The 16650-nt window shown below is 70.4% G+C and carries 17 protein-coding genes; 11 read left to right on the top strand and 6 right to left on the bottom strand.

From position 1 onward, the window contains the following. On the top strand, nt 1–404 hold a 404-nt coding region (locus HF577_RS22200), incomplete at its 5' end, for a DUF1206 domain-containing protein (RefSeq protein ID WP_169397854.1). Between the two features lie 182 nt (nt 405–586). Here the strand turns inward: HF577_RS22200 and HF577_RS22195 are convergent. After that, nucleotides 587–913: a hypothetical protein gene (locus HF577_RS22195; RefSeq protein WP_169397853.1), complete on the bottom strand. Its 327-nt coding sequence runs from the start codon at nt 911–913 to the stop codon at nt 587–589. A gap of 165 nt (nt 914–1078) precedes the next feature. Here HF577_RS22195 and HF577_RS22190 point away from each other — a divergent pair, with 165 nt between their 5' ends. From HF577_RS22190 to HF577_RS22165, 6 genes are all read left to right on the top strand, one after another. Next, nucleotides 1079–3076 carry a protein meaA gene (locus HF577_RS22190; RefSeq protein WP_169397852.1) on the top strand — a complete coding sequence of 666 codons (1998 nt, stop codon included), beginning with the start codon at nt 1079–1081 and terminating at the stop codon, nt 3074–3076. A 194-nt stretch (nt 3077–3270) separates the two neighbouring features. Continuing rightward, a complete protein-coding gene (locus tag HF577_RS22185; RefSeq protein WP_169397851.1) occupies nt 3271–4266 on the top strand; it encodes an ABC transporter permease in 996 nt (331 codons plus the stop codon). 57 nt (nt 4267–4323) lie between these two features. Continuing rightward, nucleotides 4324–6066, top strand: coding sequence for an ABC transporter substrate-binding protein (locus tag HF577_RS22180; protein WP_312859294.1), 1743 nt, complete (start codon nt 4324–4326; stop codon nt 6064–6066). A gap of 99 nt (nt 6067–6165) precedes the next feature. Further along, nucleotides 6166–7179, top strand: coding sequence for an ABC transporter permease (locus HF577_RS22175; RefSeq protein WP_169397850.1), 1014 nt, complete (start codon nt 6166–6168; stop codon nt 7177–7179). Continuing rightward, on the top strand, nt 7176–8216 hold the full coding sequence (locus tag HF577_RS22170; RefSeq protein WP_169397849.1) for an ABC transporter ATP-binding protein: 1041 nt from the start codon (nt 7176–7178) through the stop codon (nt 8214–8216). Before HF577_RS22175 ends, HF577_RS22170 begins: the two co-directional genes overlap by 4 nt. Nucleotides 8217–8254: 38 nt before the next feature. Next, nucleotides 8255–9307 carry an ABC transporter ATP-binding protein gene (locus HF577_RS22165; protein ID WP_211174659.1) on the top strand — a complete coding sequence of 351 codons (1053 nt, stop codon included), beginning with the start codon at nt 8255–8257 and terminating at the stop codon, nt 9305–9307. A 1-nt stretch (nt 9308) separates the two neighbouring features. On the opposite strand, the gene HF577_RS22160 is transcribed toward HF577_RS22165, so the two are convergent. Beyond that, entirely contained in the window at nt 9309–10178 is an 870-nt protein-coding gene (locus HF577_RS22160; protein ID WP_211174658.1) for a hypothetical protein, read from the bottom strand. Between the two features lie 197 nt (nt 10179–10375). Here HF577_RS22160 and ehuB point away from each other — a divergent pair, with 197 nt between their 5' ends. Genes ehuB through HF577_RS22140 form a run of 4 tightly spaced genes read left to right on the top strand, consistent with a single transcriptional unit; the run spans nt 10376 to nt 13415 of the window. Then, on the top strand, nt 10376–11275 hold the full coding sequence (gene ehuB, locus HF577_RS22155; RefSeq protein ID WP_169397847.1) for an ectoine/hydroxyectoine ABC transporter substrate-binding protein EhuB: 900 nt from the start codon (nt 10376–10378) through the stop codon (nt 11273–11275). A gap of 7 nt (nt 11276–11282) precedes the next feature. Beyond that, nucleotides 11283–11987 (top strand): ectoine/hydroxyectoine ABC transporter permease subunit EhuC, encoded by a 705-nt coding sequence (gene ehuC / locus HF577_RS22150; protein ID WP_169397846.1) that lies wholly within the window; start codon nt 11283–11285, stop codon nt 11985–11987. Continuing rightward, the gene (gene ehuD / locus HF577_RS22145) at nt 11987–12646 is read left to right on the top strand and encodes an ectoine/hydroxyectoine ABC transporter permease subunit EhuD (RefSeq protein WP_169397845.1); all 660 of its coding nucleotides are present in this window, start codon (nt 11987–11989) and stop codon (nt 12644–12646) included. Before ehuC ends, ehuD begins: the two co-directional genes overlap by 1 nt. A gap of 4 nt (nt 12647–12650) precedes the next feature. Further along, nucleotides 12651–13415: an amino acid ABC transporter ATP-binding protein gene (locus tag HF577_RS22140; protein ID WP_169397844.1), complete on the top strand. Its 765-nt coding sequence runs from the start codon at nt 12651–12653 to the stop codon at nt 13413–13415. A gap of 12 nt (nt 13416–13427) precedes the next feature. Here the strand turns inward: HF577_RS22140 and HF577_RS22135 are convergent, their stop codons facing one another. From HF577_RS22135 to HF577_RS22120, 4 genes are all read right to left on the bottom strand, one after another. Beyond that, entirely contained in the window at nt 13428–13856 is a 429-nt protein-coding gene (locus HF577_RS22135; protein ID WP_169397843.1) for a type II toxin-antitoxin system VapC family toxin, read from the bottom strand. Between the two features lies 1 nt (nt 13857). Continuing rightward, nucleotides 13858–14115, bottom strand: a complete 258-nt coding sequence (locus tag HF577_RS22130) for an antitoxin (protein WP_169397842.1) — start codon at nt 14113–14115, stop codon at nt 13858–13860. Between the two features lie 416 nt (nt 14116–14531). Then, the gene (locus tag HF577_RS22125; RefSeq protein ID WP_246266954.1) at nt 14532–15230 is read right to left on the bottom strand and encodes a response regulator transcription factor; all 699 of its coding nucleotides are present in this window, start codon (nt 15228–15230) and stop codon (nt 14532–14534) included. Continuing rightward, nucleotides 15227–16558 carry a sensor histidine kinase gene (locus tag HF577_RS22120; RefSeq protein ID WP_211174657.1) on the bottom strand — a complete coding sequence of 444 codons (1332 nt, stop codon included), beginning with the start codon at nt 16556–16558 and terminating at the stop codon, nt 15227–15229. The genes HF577_RS22125 and HF577_RS22120 overlap by 4 nt, the downstream gene beginning before the upstream one ends. Nucleotides 16559–16650: the final 92 nt, after the last annotated feature.

Raw genomic sequence — 16650 nt, 5'->3', positions numbered from 1 at the left:
ACGATGAACTGACCGCCGGAGTGCTCGGGCTGCCCGGCGGTCAGTTCATCGTCGGGGCGGTCGGGCTCGGGATCCTGGTGGCCGGCATCGTCAAGATCGTCCAGGGCTACCAGAAGAAGTTCCTCGAGGACATGAGCACCCCGACCGACCGCCACGCGCGGCAGACCCTCGAACGCACCGGGCAGGTCGGCTCCGTCGCGAAGGGCATCACCATCGGGCTCATCGGGGTGCTCGTCGTGATCGCGGCCGTCCGGTTCCGCCCGGACGAGGCGTCCGGGCTCGACGTGGCGCTCAAGACGCTCGCCGCCCAGCCGTTCGGGCCCTACCTGCTGATCATCGTCGCCATCGGGCTGGCCGCCTACGGCGTGTTCTCCTTCTTCGACGCGCGCTACCACCGCGTCTGAGGCCGCAGCGGGCGACTCGCCCGCGGAAACGGGGCGACTCGCGGGGAGAAACCGGGCGACTCGCGGGGAGAAACCGGGCGACTCGCGGGACGGCCGGCGCGCGGCCCCCGCGAGTCGCCCGTTCCGGCCGCGCGAGTCGCCCGTTTCGCGTGCGCGAGTCGCCCGTTTTTCCGGCCGTACGGTCAGTCGAGGGCGCCCCTGCTCAGCACCACCCGGGCGTTGACGGCGTCCGAGTGGAAGACGAGCAGGCGGTAGACACCGTCGGCGCGGCCGACCGTCGCGCGGATGCCGGCGTCGCCGAGGCGGGACCGCAGCACCAGGGCGGCCGCCTCCGTCGGCACCCGGGAGACCTCCTCGAGCAGGCCGTCGCCGGTGGGGTCGTCCGGGTCCGGGAGGTGCGGCGCGGGCTGGTTGCGGCCGGTGCCGAACGTCCAGCGCAGCGCCACGAAGAGGACCGCACTCATCAACAGCGCGCCGATGAGGGCGACGGCCGGTGTCCCCTCGAGCATGCCGGACATTGTGCGCCACGGACGCCGCAACCGCGCCCCCACGAACACTGGATCGATCCCTCACCGTTGCCCGGTGTGACGCCGCGCCGTTCGCCCTCTCGGGAAAGCTACGCGCCAGTAGGCTGAGCCGGTCTGCCCGCCGGATCCACGACGCGGAGGTGTCCGGTGCCCTACCCGACCGACCGTCAGCGCGACCGTCCCTGGGTGATCAGGACCTACGCCGGGCACTCCTCGGCGGAGCGGTCCAACGAGCTCTTCCGGCGCAACCTCGCGAAGGGGCAGACCGGCCTGTCGGTGGCGTTCGACCTGCCGACCCAGACCGGCTACGACCCCGACGACGAGCTGGCGACGGGGGAGGTCGGCAAGGTCGGGGTGCCGGTGAGCCACATCGGCGACATGCGCGCGTTGTTCCACGGCATCCCGATGGCCGAGGCCAACACCTCGATGACGATCAACGCGCCCGCCATGTGGCTGCTCGCGCTCTACGTGGCGGTGGCCGACGAGCACGACGCCCCGCGGGCGACCCTGGCCGGGACCACGCAGAACGACATCGTGAAGGAGTACCTGTCACGCGGGACGTACGTGTTCCCGCCCGCGCCGAGCATGCGCCTGATCACCGACATGATCGCCTGGTCGGTGGCCAACATCCCGAAGTGGAACCCGATCAACATCTGCAGCTACCACCTGCAGGAGGCCGGGGCCACGCCGCCGCAGGAGCTCGCCTACGCGCTGTCCACGGCGATGGCGGTGCTGGACGCGGTGCGCGACTCCGGCCAGGTGCCGCCGGAGCGGTTCGGCGACGTGGTCGCGCGCATCTCCTTCTTCGTCAACGCGGGCCTGCGGTTCGTCGAGGAGATGTGCAAGATGCGGGCCCTCGGTCAGCTCTGGGACGAGATCACGCGGGAGCGCTACGGCGTGCAGGACGCGAGGCAGCGGCGCCTGCGCTACGGCGTGCAGGTCAACTCGCTCGGGCTCACCGAGGCGCAGCCGGAGAACAACGTCCAGCGGATCGTGCTGGAGATGCTCGCGGTGACGCTCTCCCGCGACGCCCGCGCCCGCGCGATGCAGCTCCCGGCCTGGAACGAGGCACTGGGGCTGCCCCGGCCGTGGGACCAGCAGTGGGCACTGCGCATGCAGCAGGTGCTCGCCTACGAGACCGACCTGCTGGAGTACGAGGACCTGTTCGCCGGCAGCCACGTGGTCGAGGCGAAGGTCGCCGAGCTCGTGGCCGACGCCCGCGCGGAGATCGCGCGGGTGCAGGAGATGGGTGGCGCGGTCGCCGCCGTCGAGTCCGGCTACATGAAGGGCCGGCTGGTGGGCTCGCTGGCCGAGCGGCGGCGCCGGATGGAGTCGGGCGAGGACGTCGTTGTCGGCGTGAACAGGTTCGACACCACCGAGCCCAGCCCGCTGCAGGCCGAGGGCGCGGCCGCGATCGAGACGGTCGACCCGGCGACCGAGGCCGCGGCGGTCGAGGCGATCCGGGCCTGGCGTGCGTCCCGGGACGCGCCGGCCGTCGAGAGCGCGCTCGCCGCGCTGCGCGACGCGGCCAAGACCGACACCAACCTCATGGACGTCTCGATCACCTGCGCCAAGGCGGGTGTCACCACGGGGGAGTGGGCCGGGGTGCTGCGGGAGACGTTCGGCGAGTTCCGGGCCCCCACCGGGGTGTCCGCCGCGATCGCCTCCGGCGAGGCGGTCGGCGAGATCGGAGTGGTGCGCGAGCGCGTGCGGGCCACGGGGGAGGAGCTCGGCTCCCGGCTGCGCATGCTGGTGGGCAAGCCAGGGCTCGACGGCCACTCCAACGGCGCGGAGCAGGTGGCCGTGCGTGCGCGCGACGTCGGCTTCGAGGTGGTCTACCAGGGCATCCGGCTCACGCCCGCGCAGATCGTGGCAGCCGCCGTGCAGGAGGACGTCCACGTCGTCGGGTTGTCGGTGCTGTCCGGCTCGCACCTGCAGGTGGTGCCTGCCGTGGTGGAGGGGCTGCGGGCCGCCGGAGCCGACGACGTGCCGGTCGTGGTGGGCGGCATCATCCCGCCCGAGGACGCGGCGACGCTGCGGGAGAAGGGCGTGGCCGCGGTGTTCACGCCGAAGGACTTTCGGCTCACCGCGATGATGAACGAGATCGTGACGCTGATCCGAAAGGTGCACCAGCTCGGCGATTGAGGGCCTCTTGCGAGCTGAGCATGGCAATACGACAGTTATGTCCGATTTATCCACACTGGCTTACGAAATCGTTACCGTTTGTAGGCATACCCACCGGTAGTTCACCCGATAGTGTTCGCGAACCCAGGTCGCCCGACCCCGAATCGGGAGCGATCTGGATAACGACGTGAAGGTGGACGCATGCCGGTGCGGCAATGACGGCCCCCAGCGACGTACCCGGCTCGGCGGTGCACGCCGAGCCCGAGGCCGTCACGGTGGGCATGGGAACGACGATCCAGGGCCGGTCGCTCGGCGCGATCGCGTGGCGCCGCCTGCGCCGCGACAGGGTCGCGCTCGGCGGGGCGGCAGTGATCGTGCTGCTTGTCCTCGTGGCGATCTTCGCGCCGCTCATCGTGGCGCTGCTGGGGCACCCCCCGCTCGACTTCCACTACGAGAAGATCGACCCCGACCTGCAGGTGGCCAACGGCCCCTTCGGCGGGATCAGCCACGACTTCCTCTTCGGGGTCGAGCCGGTGAACGGCCGTGACATCTTCAGCCGGGTCGTCTACGGCTCCCGGATCTCGCTGCTCATCGCGTTCCTCGCCACTCTCCTCGCGGTGCTGATCGGGGCCGTGCTGGGTGTGGTGGCGGGCTACTTCGGCGGCTGGGTCGACACCCTGATCAGCCGCACGATGGACGTCTTCCTGGCGTTCCCGATCCTGCTGTTCGCCCTCGCGCTGGCCGGCATCATCCCGGACAAGGCCTTCGGCCTGGAGGGCGACGCGCTGCGCATCGCGCTCATCGTGGTGATCATCGGCTTCTCCAGCTGGCCCTACATCGGCCGCATCATCCGCGGCCAGACGCTGTCGCTGCGCGAGCGTGAGTTCGTCGACGCCGCCCGCAGCCTCGGCGCCCGCAGCCCCCGGATCCTGTTCACCGAGATGATGCCCAACCTGGTGGCACCGATCCTGGTGTACGCCACGCTGCTGATCCCGACGAACATCCTGTTCGAAGCCGCACTGTCGTTCCTCGGGGTCGGTATCCGGCCCCCCACCCCGAGCTGGGGCGGAATGCTGTCGGACGCCACGCACTGGTTCCAGATCGCCCCGAACTTCATGCTCTTCCCCGGGCTCGCGATCTTCGTGACGGTCCTCGCCTTCAACCTGTTCGGCGACGGCCTCCGCGACGCGCTCGATCCGCGTTCGCGGTAATTGATCCCATTTTCCCGGTATCACCGGGAGCTCCCCGATGAGAAGTAGGCGGAAAGCGTGAGAAGTAGGAGAGTGGCGGCGGCCGCGGTCATCGCGGTCTCGACGCTGGCCCTGGCGGCCTGTGGAGGCGGTAGCTCGGGCGGGAGCTCGTCGAGTGGTGGCGGGAGCGACGTCGGCGGCGTCCACAACGTCTCGGACGTCACGGGCGGCACGATCCGGTACGCCAACTCGGGCGACTGGGACTCGCTGGACCCCGCCGACACGTACTACTCGTACTCGTGGAACTTCGCCCGGCTCTACAGCCGTGCACTGGTGATGTTCAAGTCGGCCCCGGGCAAGGACGGCGCGACCCTCGTGCCCGACCTGGCCGAGTCGCTCGGCAAGCCCAGCGACGACGCGAAGACGTGGACCTACACGCTGCGTCAGGGCGTGAAGTTCGAGGACGGCACGCCGGTCACCAGCAAGGACGTCAAGTACGCCGTCGAGCGGTCGCTGGACAAGACCACGTTCCCGAACGGGCCGACCTACTTCAACGACTTCCTGGACCTGCAGGGCTACACGAGCCCGTACGCGGACTCCGACCCGAACAAGCTGGGGCTCAAGGCGATCGACACCCCGGACGACCGGACGATCGTGTTCCACCTGAAGCAGCCGTTCAGCGGGTTCGACTACTTCGCACAGATGCCGAGCACCGCGCCGGTGCCCGTCGCCAAGGACACCGGGTCGAAGTACAAGGAGCACGTGGTCTCCACGGGCCCATACATGTTCGACACGAACGACCTCGGCAAGAGCTTCACGATGAAGCGCAACCCGAACTGGGACCAGGCGACCGACCCGAACCGCAAGCCGCTGCCCGACCGCATCGAGGTGGCGCTCAATGTGAACTCCGACGACATCGACAACCGGCTGCAGTCCGGTGACCTCGACGTCGCGATCGAAGGCACCGGCGTCGGCCCGGCCGCCCAGGGCAAGGTACTGGCCGACCAGACGCTCAAGGCGAACACCGACTCGGCCATCAGTGCGCGGCTCTGGTACACGTCGATCAACTCCGACGTCGCACCCCTGGACAACATCCACTGCCGCAAGGCGGTGGAGTACGCGGCCGACAAGACCGGTTACCAGCGCGCCTACGGCGGGGCGACCGGTGGCGAGATCGCGACCAACCTGCTGCCTCCGGTGATCCCCGGTGCCGAGAAGTTCGACACCTACCCGACCCCCGGCAACGCCGGTGACGCGGCGAAGGCCAAGGACGAGCTCGCCCAGTGCGGGCAGCCGAACGGCTTCACCACGGGCATCTCCTACCGCGCCGAGCGGCCGAAGGAGAAGGCCACGGCCGAGGCCCTGCAGCAGTCGCTGGCCAAGGTCGGCATCAACCTGGAGGTCAAGCCCTACCCGCTCGGTGACTACGCCAAGCTCTACGCCGGCAAGCCGGACTTCGCGAAGGCCAACTCGCTCGGGCTGAACGTCTTCGGCTGGGCCGCCGACTGGCCCGACGGCTACGGGTTCCTCGCCCAGATGGTCGACAGCCGCGCGATCCGTGCCTCCGGGGGCAACACGAACTTCGGCGTCAAGGACCCCGAGGTCGACGCGATGCTCGACAAGGCGCTGGTCACGACGGACACCACGGCGCGGGAGAAGATCTGGGTCGACATCGACAAGAAGGTCATGGACGACGCCTACATCCTGCCGGGCATCTGGTCCAAGGGCCTGCTCTACCGGCCGCCGAACCTGACGAACGTGTTCATCACCGACGGCTACCAGATGTTCGACTACCTGGCGCTGGGCACCACCCGCAAGTAGGTGTTCCCCGCGGACCGACCTGGAGGTAGGTGAAGGCACGTGGTGGGCCGGTGGGCCGCACCCGACCGGTGCGGCCCACCGGCCACCGAGCCGTAAGTGATGGCCATCTACATCGTGCGGCGGCTGGTCGCGGCGGTGATCCTGCTGCTGATCGTCACAGCCGCCGTGTTCGCGATCTTCTTCCTGGTGCCCCGGCTCGCCGGGGCCACCCCCGAGGATCTCGCGTCGCGCTACGTCGGCAAGACCGCCGATGCCGAGCAGATCCACGTGATCGCGGTGAAGCTCGGCTTCACCGACCCGATCTGGGTGCAGTACGGCCGGTTCCTCAAGGGGCTGGTGGCCGGCGCCGACTACAGCACCGGCCCGACCACGGTGCACTGCCCGGCGCCGTGCTTCGGGTACTCGTTCCTCACCCAGAACCCCGTACTGCCCGACCTGCTCGACCGGCTCCCGGTGACCCTGTCGCTGGCCGCGGGCGCCGCCCTGATCTGGGTGGTCGCGGGCGTCGCCACCGGCGTGGTGTCGGCGCTGCGTCCCGGCAGCATCTTCGACCGGGCCGCCATGGGCGTGGCGCTCGCCGGGGTGTCGCTGCCGATCTTCTTCACCGGGCTGCTGTCGCTGGCGGTCTTCAGCTACGCGCTCGGCATCACCGCGCCCGGGGGCAGCTACACGCCGATCGAGGACAACCCCTTCCTCTGGGCGTACGACCTGCTCCTGCCGTGGATCACGCTCGCGTTCCTGTACGCCGCGGGCTACGCCCGGCTGACCAGGGCGGGGATGCTCGACACGATGGGCGAGGACTTCATCCGCACCGCCCGCGCCAAGGGCCTCCCCGAGCGCACGGTCGTGGTCAAGCACGGCCTGCGCTCGGCCCTCACCCCGATCCTGACGATCTTCGGACTGGACCTCGGGCTGCTGCTGGGCGGCGCGATCCTCACCGAGAGCACCTACTCACTGCCCGGTATCGGCAAGTACTCGGTGGACGCCGTGGTCAACAACGACCTGCCGAAGGTGCTCGGCGTCGTCATGGTCGGGAGCATCTTCATCATCCTCGCCAACCTGGTGGTGGACCTGTGCTACGCCATCGTCGACCCGCGGGTGAGGTACTCATGACCACCGACGTGACCCCGCCCGCCTTCCTGGACGTGCGTGACCTGCGGGTGCACTTCCCGACCGACGACGGTGTGGTGAAGGCCGTCGACGGGCTGTCGTTCACCCTCGAGCGGGGCAAGCGGCTGGGCATCGTGGGCGAGTCCGGCTCGGGCAAGAGCGTGACCAGCCTGTCGATCATGGGTCTGCACAAGGCGCGTGCGGCGAAGATCTCGGGCGAGATCTGGCTCGGCGGCCAGGAGCTGGTCTCGGCCGGTTCCGAGCAGGTCCGCAAGCTGCGGGGCCGGACCATGGCGATGATCTTCCAGGACCCGCTCTCGGCGATGCATCCGTACTACTCGGTGGGCCAGCAGATCGTCGAGGCGTACCGGCTGCACCACGACGTGAGCAAGCGCGACGCCCGGACCAGGGCGGTCCAGCTGCTCGACCGCGTGGGGATCCCGCAGGCGGCGTCGCGCTTCGACGACTACCCGCACCACTTCTCCGGGGGGATGCGCCAGCGCGCGATGATCGCGATGGCGCTGTCGTGCAACCCGGAACTGCTGATCGCCGACGAGCCGACCACGGCGCTGGACGTCACGGTGCAGGCCCAGATCCTCGACCTGATCCGCGACCTGCAGGCCGAGTTCAACTCCGCGGTGATCATCATTACGCACGACCTGGGCGTGGTGGCAGAGCTGGCCGACGACATCCTCGTCATGTACGGCGGCCGCGCGATCGAGACCGGCTCGGCGGCGAGCGTCTTCGAGACACCCCAGCACCCCTACACGTGGGGCCTGCTGGGCTCGCTGCCCCGCTGGGACCGCGAGCGCTCCGACCGGCTGATGCCCATCCCCGGCAGCCCGCCGAGCCTGATCAACGTGCCGGCGGGCTGTGCCTTCCACCCCCGGTGTGCCTACGACGAGCTCACCGACGGCCTGGCCACCACCGTGCGCCCCGAGCTGCGTGCGGTCGGGACGAACGGGCACCGGGTCGCCTGCCACCTGTCCGACGAACGGCGGCGGCAGATCTTCGACGACGAGATCAGGCCGAAGCTGTGAGCCGACCGATGAGCCCCGACCGAACGGGTACCGAACCGATGTCCACCGGATCGACCATCACGGGGTCGACGCCCAGCCCAGAGCCGACGGAGCCGGCCCCGACCGAGCGGGAGGTGCTGCTGCGCGCGTCCGGGCTGCAGAAGCACTTCCCGGTGCGCCGTGGCCTGCTGCAACGCCAGGTGGGTGCGGTGCAGGCCGTGAGCGGCCTGGACTTCGAGGTGTTCCGCGGCGAGACGCTGTCGCTGGTGGGCGAGTCCGGCTGTGGCAAGACCACCACCGGGCGCCTGCTCACCCGCCTCATCGAGCCCACCGGTGGCTCGATCGTCTTCGACGGGCGCGACATCAGCCACCTGCCGCAGCGGGCGATGCGCCCGTTGCGCCGGGAGGTCCAGATGATCTTCCAGGACCCGTACTCGTCGCTCAACCCGCGGCACACCGTGGGGACGATCGTCGGGGCGCCGTTCCGCATCCAGGGGATCGAGCCGCCCGGCGGGATCCGCAAGGCGGTGCAGGAACTGCTGCAGCTGGTGGGGCTGAGCCCCGAGCACTACAACCGCTACCCCCACGAGTTCTCCGGCGGGCAGCGCCAGCGCATCGGCATCGCCAGGACGCTGGCGCTGCGGCCCAAGCTGATCGTCGCGGACGAGCCGGTGTCGGCGCTCGACGTGTCGATCCAGGCGCAGGTGGTGAACCTGCTCGAGGACCTGCAGGACGAGCTCGGGCTGACCTACGTGCTGATCGCGCACGACCTCTCGGTGGTGCGGCACGTGTCCGACCGGGTCGCGGTGATGTACCTGGGCAAGATCGTGGAGCTCGGCGAGAGCGACGCCGTCTACACCCGCCCGATGCACCCCTACACCAACGCGCTGCTCTCCGCGGTGCCGGTGCCGGACACGCAGCGGAAGACCAAGCGGGAGCGCATCCTGCTCACCGGGGACGTCCCCAGCCCGTTGAACCCGCCGCCGGCCTGCCGGTTCCACACCCGCTGCTGGAAGGCGCAGGACATCTGCGGCACCCAGGAGCCACCGCTGGTGGAGCTGGCGCCCGGGCAGCGGGTGGCCTGCCACTTCCCGGAGAACGTGCCCGCGTAGGTCAGCTGCCGTTCTCGGCGTCCTCGCGCTCGCCGCGCCTGCGGAAGTACCCGAGCCCGGGGATGCCCTGGATGGCCTGGCGCATCTCCTTGAGCTGCTCGAGCAGCTCGTGGACGTCCGGGCCGACCCGGTCGAGGGTGGCGAGGATCGGCATGATGTCGGTCTCCATGTGCTCGGTGAGCTGGGGGAGCTGGTCGACGAGCCGGATCGCCGCCTGCACCTCCTCCTCGGAGAACTCCTCCACGAAGCGCCGGGCCAGCGGTGCGGCCTGGCGGGCGATCGGCTGGTAGACGGCGAGCAGTTCGCCCGCGCCGTCGGCGGCGCCTGCCGCCTGGTCGACCACGATGGTGGCGCGCTCGGCGACCGCGGTGGCCTTGTCGATCACGCCGCCCGCGCGGTCGGCGACGCTGCCCGCTCCCGCCACGAGCTCCGCGGCTCCGTCGGCGACCTCTCCCGCGCGCCCGACGAGTCCGGCCGCGTCGTCGGCCACGACACGGGCCTGCGTGACGAGCTCGGCGGCGCCGCCCGCGGCGGTGCGCACCTCGGCGAGCAGCGGGTCGATCCGCCGGACGAGCCCGTCCGCGTCGGCCAGCACCGTGTCGACCCTGGCGACGGCGGTGCGCACGCCGACGAGCACCTCGTCGACCGAGCCGACGATGACGTCCGCCCGGTCCGCGATGACCTCCACCCGGTCGGCGACCGCGGAGATCCTCGCGACGAGGGCCTCGACGTCGTCGAGCAGTGCCGACGCCCGCCCGGGCAGCGACGCCGCTACCTCGACGGCCTCCTCGGTCCATCCCATCACCGCTCTGGCCCCGGCGACGACGTCGGAAGGGCCGACCAGCACGGGGAGCCCGGCGATGCGCAACATGCGGCCGATCCTCGCGCATGGGCCGGCGATCGGCTCGGCGTACCGGCGTTCCGGACACCGAGGCTGATTGCGTTCGGATAACGAGTGGCCTCCGTCCCCTGCAGACACCGGTCCGTCCGGAGGGGTTGACCTACGTTCGCCTGACGACGTCGGTGACCGACGAAGGTCCCGGCCGTTCGATCCGGAAGGGGACCACCATGACGCAGCGATCATGGAGCAGGCGTGACTTCCTCCGCCGCACCGCCGCCGCAGGTGCGGTGGCACTCGGGGGAACAACGGCGCTCGCTGCCTGTACCAGCACGAACGCCGGCGGCGGCAGCGTGCTGGAGAGCGCGCGCAGCAGCGGCACCATCCGCATCGGGATCGCAGGCGAGGAGCCCTACGGCTTCACCGGCACCGACGGGAGGGTCACCGGCGAGGCGCCGGAGGTGGCCCGTGCAGTCCTGCAGGGCATCGGCATCCGTGACGTGCAGGCCGAGCAGGTCGACTTCGGCTCGCTGATTCCCGCGCTCAACGCCAACCGCTTCGACATGGTCTGCGCCGGCATGAACATCACGCCCCAGCGGTGCCAGCAGGCGGCGTTCTCCGTCCCGGACTACACCGCGCTCACCGCGTTCCTCGTGCCGCGGGGCAACCCGGAGGGCGTCACCACGTTCCCGGACATCGCGGCGAAGAACCTGAAGCTCGCCGTGCTCGGCGCGGCCGTGGAGCAGGGCTATGCCGAGGCGGGGGGCGTCCCGGCCGGCAACATCAGCCCGTTCGACGACCAGAACGCGCTGCTGCAGGCCGTCACCGCGGGCCGGGTCTACGCCGCGGCGCTCACCGACATCTCGCTGAAGTGGCTGGCCGGCAAGAACCCGGAGGCGGGCGTCGAGGTCACCCCGGGGTTCACCCCCACCCAGGACGGGCGGCCCGTCGTCTCGGCGGGCGGGTTCGTGTTCCGGCAGGGCGACAACGACCTGCGGCAGGCGTTCGACACCGAGTTGCAGAACCTGCACGGGAACGGGCGCTGGGTGCAGATCGCGAGCCCGTTCGGGTTCTCCGACGCCAACCTGCCCACCGCCGGGCTGACCACCGAGCAGCTCTGCTCGGCCTGAGGCTGCGGTGGACAACCTCGCAACGTTCCTGTCCGTCCTCGCCCAGGGACTCCCGGAGACCGTGGGCGCCACCGTCGGCGGCATCGCACTGACGATCGTGCTCTCGTTCGCGGCCGGGCTCGCGCTGCTGTCGCCGTCGCGGCCGGTGCGCGTGATCAGCCGGATCTACGTGGAGGGGCTGCGCGGCACGTCGGAGGTCGTGCAGCTGTTCTGGATCTTCTTCGCGCTGCCGGTGCTCGTCGGGTTCGAGATCGTGCCGATCTGGGGCGGCATTCTCGTGCTGGGCCTCAACCACGGCGCCTACGGAGCGGAGATCGTCCGCGGTGCGATCCAGTCGGTGCCCCGCGCGCAGTACGAGGGTGCGCTGGCGCTCAGCCTCTCCCCGGCGCAGCGGATGTTCCGGGTGATCCTGCCGCAGGCGGTGGTCGAGATGATCCCGCCGTTCAACAATTTGTTCATCCAGCTGCTGAAGAGCACCTCGATCCTGTCGTTCGTCTTCATCAGCGAGATCACCCGGCAGGCCACGCAGATCCTCGTCCCGCGGTTCAACCCGCAGGTGCTGCAGATCTTCCTGCTGCTGCTGCTCTTCTACCTCGTGCTGTCGCTGGTCATCACCGCGGTGATGCGGTTCCTGGAACGCAAGGCGGCGGCCCGGCTCGGCCGGGGCCCGTCCGAGCGCGCCCGGCGCGCCGCCGTCACGGGGGCGGTCTGATGTCTCAGCAGATCTGGGACTGGAACTACGCCTTCGCGATCCTGCCCTTGCTGCTCGAAGGGCTGGGCCTCACCCTGGTGGCGACGGTGCTCGGCTCGATCGTCGCGATGGTCCTGGGCCTGGTGCTCGCGGTGCTGCAACGGGGCCCGCGGCCGCTCGCGGTGGTGGTGCGGGGCTTCGTGGAGCTCGTGCGCAGCACGCCCCTGCTCGTGCAGATCTTCTTCCTGTACTTCGTGCTGCCGCAGTTCGGCATCGTGCTGAGCGCGCTGACGGTCGGCGTGATCGCCCTCGGCGTGCACTACGCGTGCTACACGTCGGAGGTCTACCGAGCCGGGATCGACGCCGTACCGCGCGGGCAGTGGGAGGCGGCCACGGCACTGAGCCTCCCGCGCTCGCGGGTCTGGACCGGCGTGGTGCTGCCGCAGGCGGTCCCGCGGGTCGTCCCCGCGCTCGGCAACTACGTCATCTCGATGTTCAAGGAGGTGCCGCTGCTCACCGCGATCGGGCTGCTCGACGTGGTCGGCCGCGCCCAGGAGGCGGGCGACACCTACTTCCGCTACGTCGAGCCGTACACCATCGCGGGGTTGCTCTTCCTGCTGCTGAGCTACCCTGCCTCGCTGCTCGTGCGGAGATTGGAGCGCCGTGTCGGGACCATCTGACCCGATGATCGTCTTCGACGGGGTGGAGAAGCGGTTCGGCGACAACGTCGTGCTCTCCGACCTCGACTTCACCGTCGCCCCCGGTGAGCACGTCACGCTGATCGGGCCGTCGGGATCGGGCAAGACCACCATCCTGCGGCTGCTCATGAGCCTGGAGGCGGTGAACGCCGGCACCATCACCGTCGCGGGTCGCTACCTCTCGCACATGGAGAAGGGCGGCAAGCTCGTCCCCGCCGACGAGAAGCACAGCCGTGAGGTGCGCAAACACATCGGGATGGTGTTCCAGCAGTTCAACCTCTTCCCGAACATGACCGTGCGGGGCAACCTGATCGAGGCGCCGACCCGGGTGCTCGGCCTGTCGAAGGACGAGGCGAACGCCAGGGCCGAGGAGCTGCTCGACCTGGTCGGCCTGCGGGAGAAGATCGACGAGCACCCGTCACGGCTCTCCGGTGGGCAGCAGCAGCGGGTGGCCATCGCGCGGGCGCTCGCGATGCGCCCGGACGTCCTGCTGCTCGACGAGGTGACCTCGGCACTGGACCCCGAGCTCGTCGCCGGTGTGCTCGCCCTGCTGCGCGACATCGGCGAGACCACCGACATCACCATCCTCTGCGTCACGCACGAGATGGGGTTCGCGCGCGACTTCTCCCACCGGGTGATGATGTTCGACGGCGGACAGGTGATCGAGGACGCCCCGCCGCAACGGCTGTTCAGCGCCCCGGAACATCCGCGTACGAAGGAGTTCCTGAAGGCGGTGCTGGAGCGGGGATAGCGGTCGTCCCGATCAGATCGTCAGGAGTGTGTGACGGACGGAGGGGAAACGGGCGAAGTCCCGGTCGAGAGTAGCCACCGCGCACCCGTTCTCGATGGCGATGGCGGCGAGCACCGCGTCCGGCACCAGGTTGCCGCGAGCATCGGCCTCTTCACACATGCTTCGCAGCAATGTCAGGTGCCGGGGCCCGGGCGCGGTCCGTAGGTGATGCGGCTGGGCACATATCGCGTCGATGAAGACGAACGCGGCCGCCAGTGGGCTCGGAACGGTGAAGATTCGGCGGTTGGTGGCAAGGCGGAGGAACGACGCCCAGACCGAGTCGGGCACGGTGAACGGTTCGTCGCCGGCGAGCAGGTCGTCGAACCATGCCCGGACGGGGACGTGGTGCGGATGGTCTGCCCGATGGGCGGCGAGGACGACGTTGACGTCGAGGAGGAGCACGTCAGCGTCGCTCGGCGAGATCGTCGTCGTCGTCGAGCGCCTCGTGCAGCGAGCTGTTGGAGGTCAGGTCGATCCCCGGCCGCGGACCGCTCTCACCGTCGAACACCGGCACGACAGGGCGACTCCCGCGCTGCGTCGGGATCGTGAGCTCACGGCGGAGCGCGGCATCGATGACCTCACCCAGCGTCTGACCGCGCTCCCGTGCCAGACGCTTCGCGGCGATGAGCAGCTCGTCGGAGATCGACACCGTGGTGCGCATGATGACCAGACTAGTGCATCAGGTGCATCATCCCGGTGTGTCATGGGCAGTCTGCTGATCTCCGCGAGGCTCGGCGAGCCGATGGAGACCGGGCGATGACATTCGAGCTGATTATGGAATTGCGCCGAGCCGCAGTGCGACGTCCTTGACGGATATTCGGGGCCTGCATATTCTGCGGCCCTACTTGTGATCCGTGCTCCGCCGTAACAATCTCGGTACGAATCTCTTCGCCCTCGCCAGGAACAATGTGGCGCCGAGCAACATGGGCGAGCAGACGATGCTCGTCACGTCACGGGATGCAGGGCTTCTACGTTCTGGACAGCCAGCGAGGCGGGAACCTCAACGGCACCAACATCTGCGACACGCTGCTCGTCTACTGAGCCCCGGTCTGCCGGCGCGCACGTGCACGTGGTGGGTCAGCCGTGGCGGGACTCGTGGGCGAGGATCGCGAGCTGGATCCGGCTGGTCAGGTCGAGCCTGGTCAGGGCGCTGGAGATCGTCGCCTTGATGCTCGACGTGGACAGGTGCAGCCGCTCGGCGATCTCGGCGTTGCCGAGCCCCTCCGACACGGCGATGGCGACCTGGCGCTCGCGGTCGGTCAGCAGGTCCATGCGGGCGCGGGCGTCGGAGGCGGCCGGTGCGGCCGGGGGGTGCCGGCGGGCGGCCATCGCGATCACGCTGCGGGTGACGCTCGGCGAGAGCACGGGGTCGCCCGCGGCGGCACGGCGCACGGCGTCGACGATCTGGGCGGGCGGGGTGTGCTTGAGCAGGAAGCCGGCGGCTCCGGCGCGCAGTGCGGCGAGCACCGTCTCGTCAGCGTCGAAGGTCGTCAGCATCACGACGGCGGGACGCGGTCCGTGGCCGGCGCGGCGATCGAGGGCCGCGGTGGCGGCGAGGCCGTCGAGCACCGGCATCCGGACGTCCATGAGCACGACGTGCGGGGCGAGCCGGTCCACCGCGTCGACGACGTCCGCGCCGTCCGCGGCCTCGCCGACGACCTCGATGTCCCCCGCGCCACCCAGCATCAGGTTGAGCCCGCTGCGGACGAGGGGGTCGTCGTCGACGACGAGGACCCGGATCGCGGGCTGCGCGCTCATGGCTGTCTCCGTGGTCATCGCCGGTCCTCCGTCGGGACCACGGCGTCCTCGGGTGGCCACGGGATGCTCGCGCCCAGCCGGAACCGCCCGTCGGTGATCTCCCGGGTGAGCTCCCCGCCGTGCAGGGCAACGCGCTCCGCGAGCCCGGTGAGGCCCGAGCCCGCCCCCGGGATCTCGCTCGTGGTGACCCCCAGCGGCACCGGGTTGCCCACCTGCACCACGACGTCGCCACCCGGCTCGCCCCGTACGAGGACGTGCACCGCGGCGCCCGGCGCGTGCTTGCGCGCGTTGGTGAGACCCTCCTGCACGATGCGGTAGACGGTGCGCTGCACCTGCGGGCGCAGGGCGGAGAGGTCGTCGGCGAGGTCCGCGTGCACGTCCTGGCCGCTGCGGCGCGCCTCGTCGACGAGCGCGGGGAGCCGGTCCACGGTGGGCTGCGGCGCGGCTCTGATCTCCTCCCGGTCGACGTCGGCCGTCGCGGCCGGGTCGCGCAGCAGGTGGAGCACCTCGCGGAGCTCGTCGAGGGCCTGGTTCGCGTTGGACCGCACCACGCTCACCGCACTGTGCACCTCCGCCGCGGTCGGTGGCGGCGCGGTGCCGCTCTCCGCCATGGCGGTGCGGTACTCGAGGGCGCCGGCGTGCACCGACAGCAGGGAGATCCGGTGCGCCAGCACGTCGTGCATCTCCCTGGCGATCCGCTGCCGCTCGGTGTGGCGGCTCTCCTCCAGCGCTCTCGCGTGCTCGCGCCGCTCGGCGTCGGCGCGCAGCCCCATGGCGAGCACGAGCTGGCGCCGGGCGCGCACGCCGAGTCCTGCGGTGACCACCAGCGCCACCAACAGCAGGATCACGAGGATCCACGGGACGGGCGGCCCGAACACCGCCGGGAAGTACGTGGCCATGTACGGCACGCCGAGCAGCACCATGCCGAAGCTGACCGGCACCGCGTACGTCCAGCCCCGGTGCAGGGCGAGGGAGAACAGCAGCAGGAACACGGCGCCGGTGGCCGTGTTGGACATCGACGCGGCGACGGCGGCCAGTACCCCGGTGGCCACCGGGAACCGCCTGCGCCACCACAGCGCGAAGCACGCCGCGGCGCCCAGCAGCGGGTCGGCGATCCGGAGCCAGGTGGGCAGGCCGAACAGGTCGGGCAGCACCACGAGCGTCTGCTCGGACGCCCCGACGAGCACGGCCACGAGGAACATCGCGAGGTCGACGGCCCAGTCGCGGGGCGTGCGCCTGGCCGTACCCGTGGTGGTGCGGCCGTCGGGGTCAACGGCGCGGGCCAGCTCCCCGGGCAGCATCCAGCGGTCCACCGGGGGCGCGGCCGGCCGGGCGGTGTCGACCATGGGACGAACTGTACGGAAGGGACGTATACCCGAGTGGCTTGATTTTCCCGCCGGACGCGGACCGATCGGCCAGGGGGACTGTCCGGTCGGCC

This window comes from Pseudonocardia xinjiangensis (assembly GCF_012911925.1).
Lineage (GTDB): Bacteria > Actinomycetota > Actinomycetes > Mycobacteriales > Pseudonocardiaceae > Pseudonocardia > Pseudonocardia xinjiangensis.
The sequence above is the reverse complement of the archived record's forward strand: the minus strand, read 5'-3'. Positions and strand labels throughout refer to the sequence as shown.

Bases quoted from the DNA above. Each gene is read 5' to 3' on its own strand.
- HF577_RS22195 (WP_169397853.1), bottom strand. From the start codon at position 913: ATGCTCGAGGGGACACCGGCCGTCGCCCTCATCGGCGCGCTGTTGATG.
- HF577_RS22185 (WP_169397851.1), top strand. From the start codon at position 3,271: ATGACGGCCCCCAGCGACGTACCCGGCTCGGCGGTGCACGCCGAGCCC.
- HF577_RS22175 (WP_169397850.1), top strand. From the start codon at position 6,166: ATGGCCATCTACATCGTGCGGCGGCTGGTCGCGGCGGTGATCCTGCTG.
- HF577_RS22170 (WP_169397849.1), top strand. From the start codon at position 7,176: ATGACCACCGACGTGACCCCGCCCGCCTTCCTGGACGTGCGTGACCTG.
- HF577_RS22165 (WP_211174659.1), top strand. From the start codon at position 8,255: ATGTCCACCGGATCGACCATCACGGGGTCGACGCCCAGCCCAGAGCCG.
- HF577_RS22160 (WP_211174658.1), bottom strand. From the start codon at position 10,178: ATGTTGCGCATCGCCGGGCTCCCCGTGCTGGTCGGCCCTTCCGACGTC.
- ehuB (WP_169397847.1), top strand. From the start codon at position 10,376: ATGACGCAGCGATCATGGAGCAGGCGTGACTTCCTCCGCCGCACCGCC.
- ehuD (WP_169397845.1), top strand. From the start codon at position 11,987: ATGTCTCAGCAGATCTGGGACTGGAACTACGCCTTCGCGATCCTGCCC.
- HF577_RS22140 (WP_169397844.1), top strand. From the start codon at position 12,651: ATGATCGTCTTCGACGGGGTGGAGAAGCGGTTCGGCGACAACGTCGTG.
- HF577_RS22130 (WP_169397842.1), bottom strand. From the start codon at position 14,115: ATGCGCACCACGGTGTCGATCTCCGACGAGCTGCTCATCGCCGCGAAG.
- HF577_RS22125 (WP_246266954.1), bottom strand. From the start codon at position 15,230: ATGACCACGGAGACAGCCATGAGCGCGCAGCCCGCGATCCGGGTCCTC.
- HF577_RS22120 (WP_211174657.1), bottom strand. From the start codon at position 16,558: ATGGTCGACACCGCCCGGCCGGCCGCGCCCCCGGTGGACCGCTGGATG.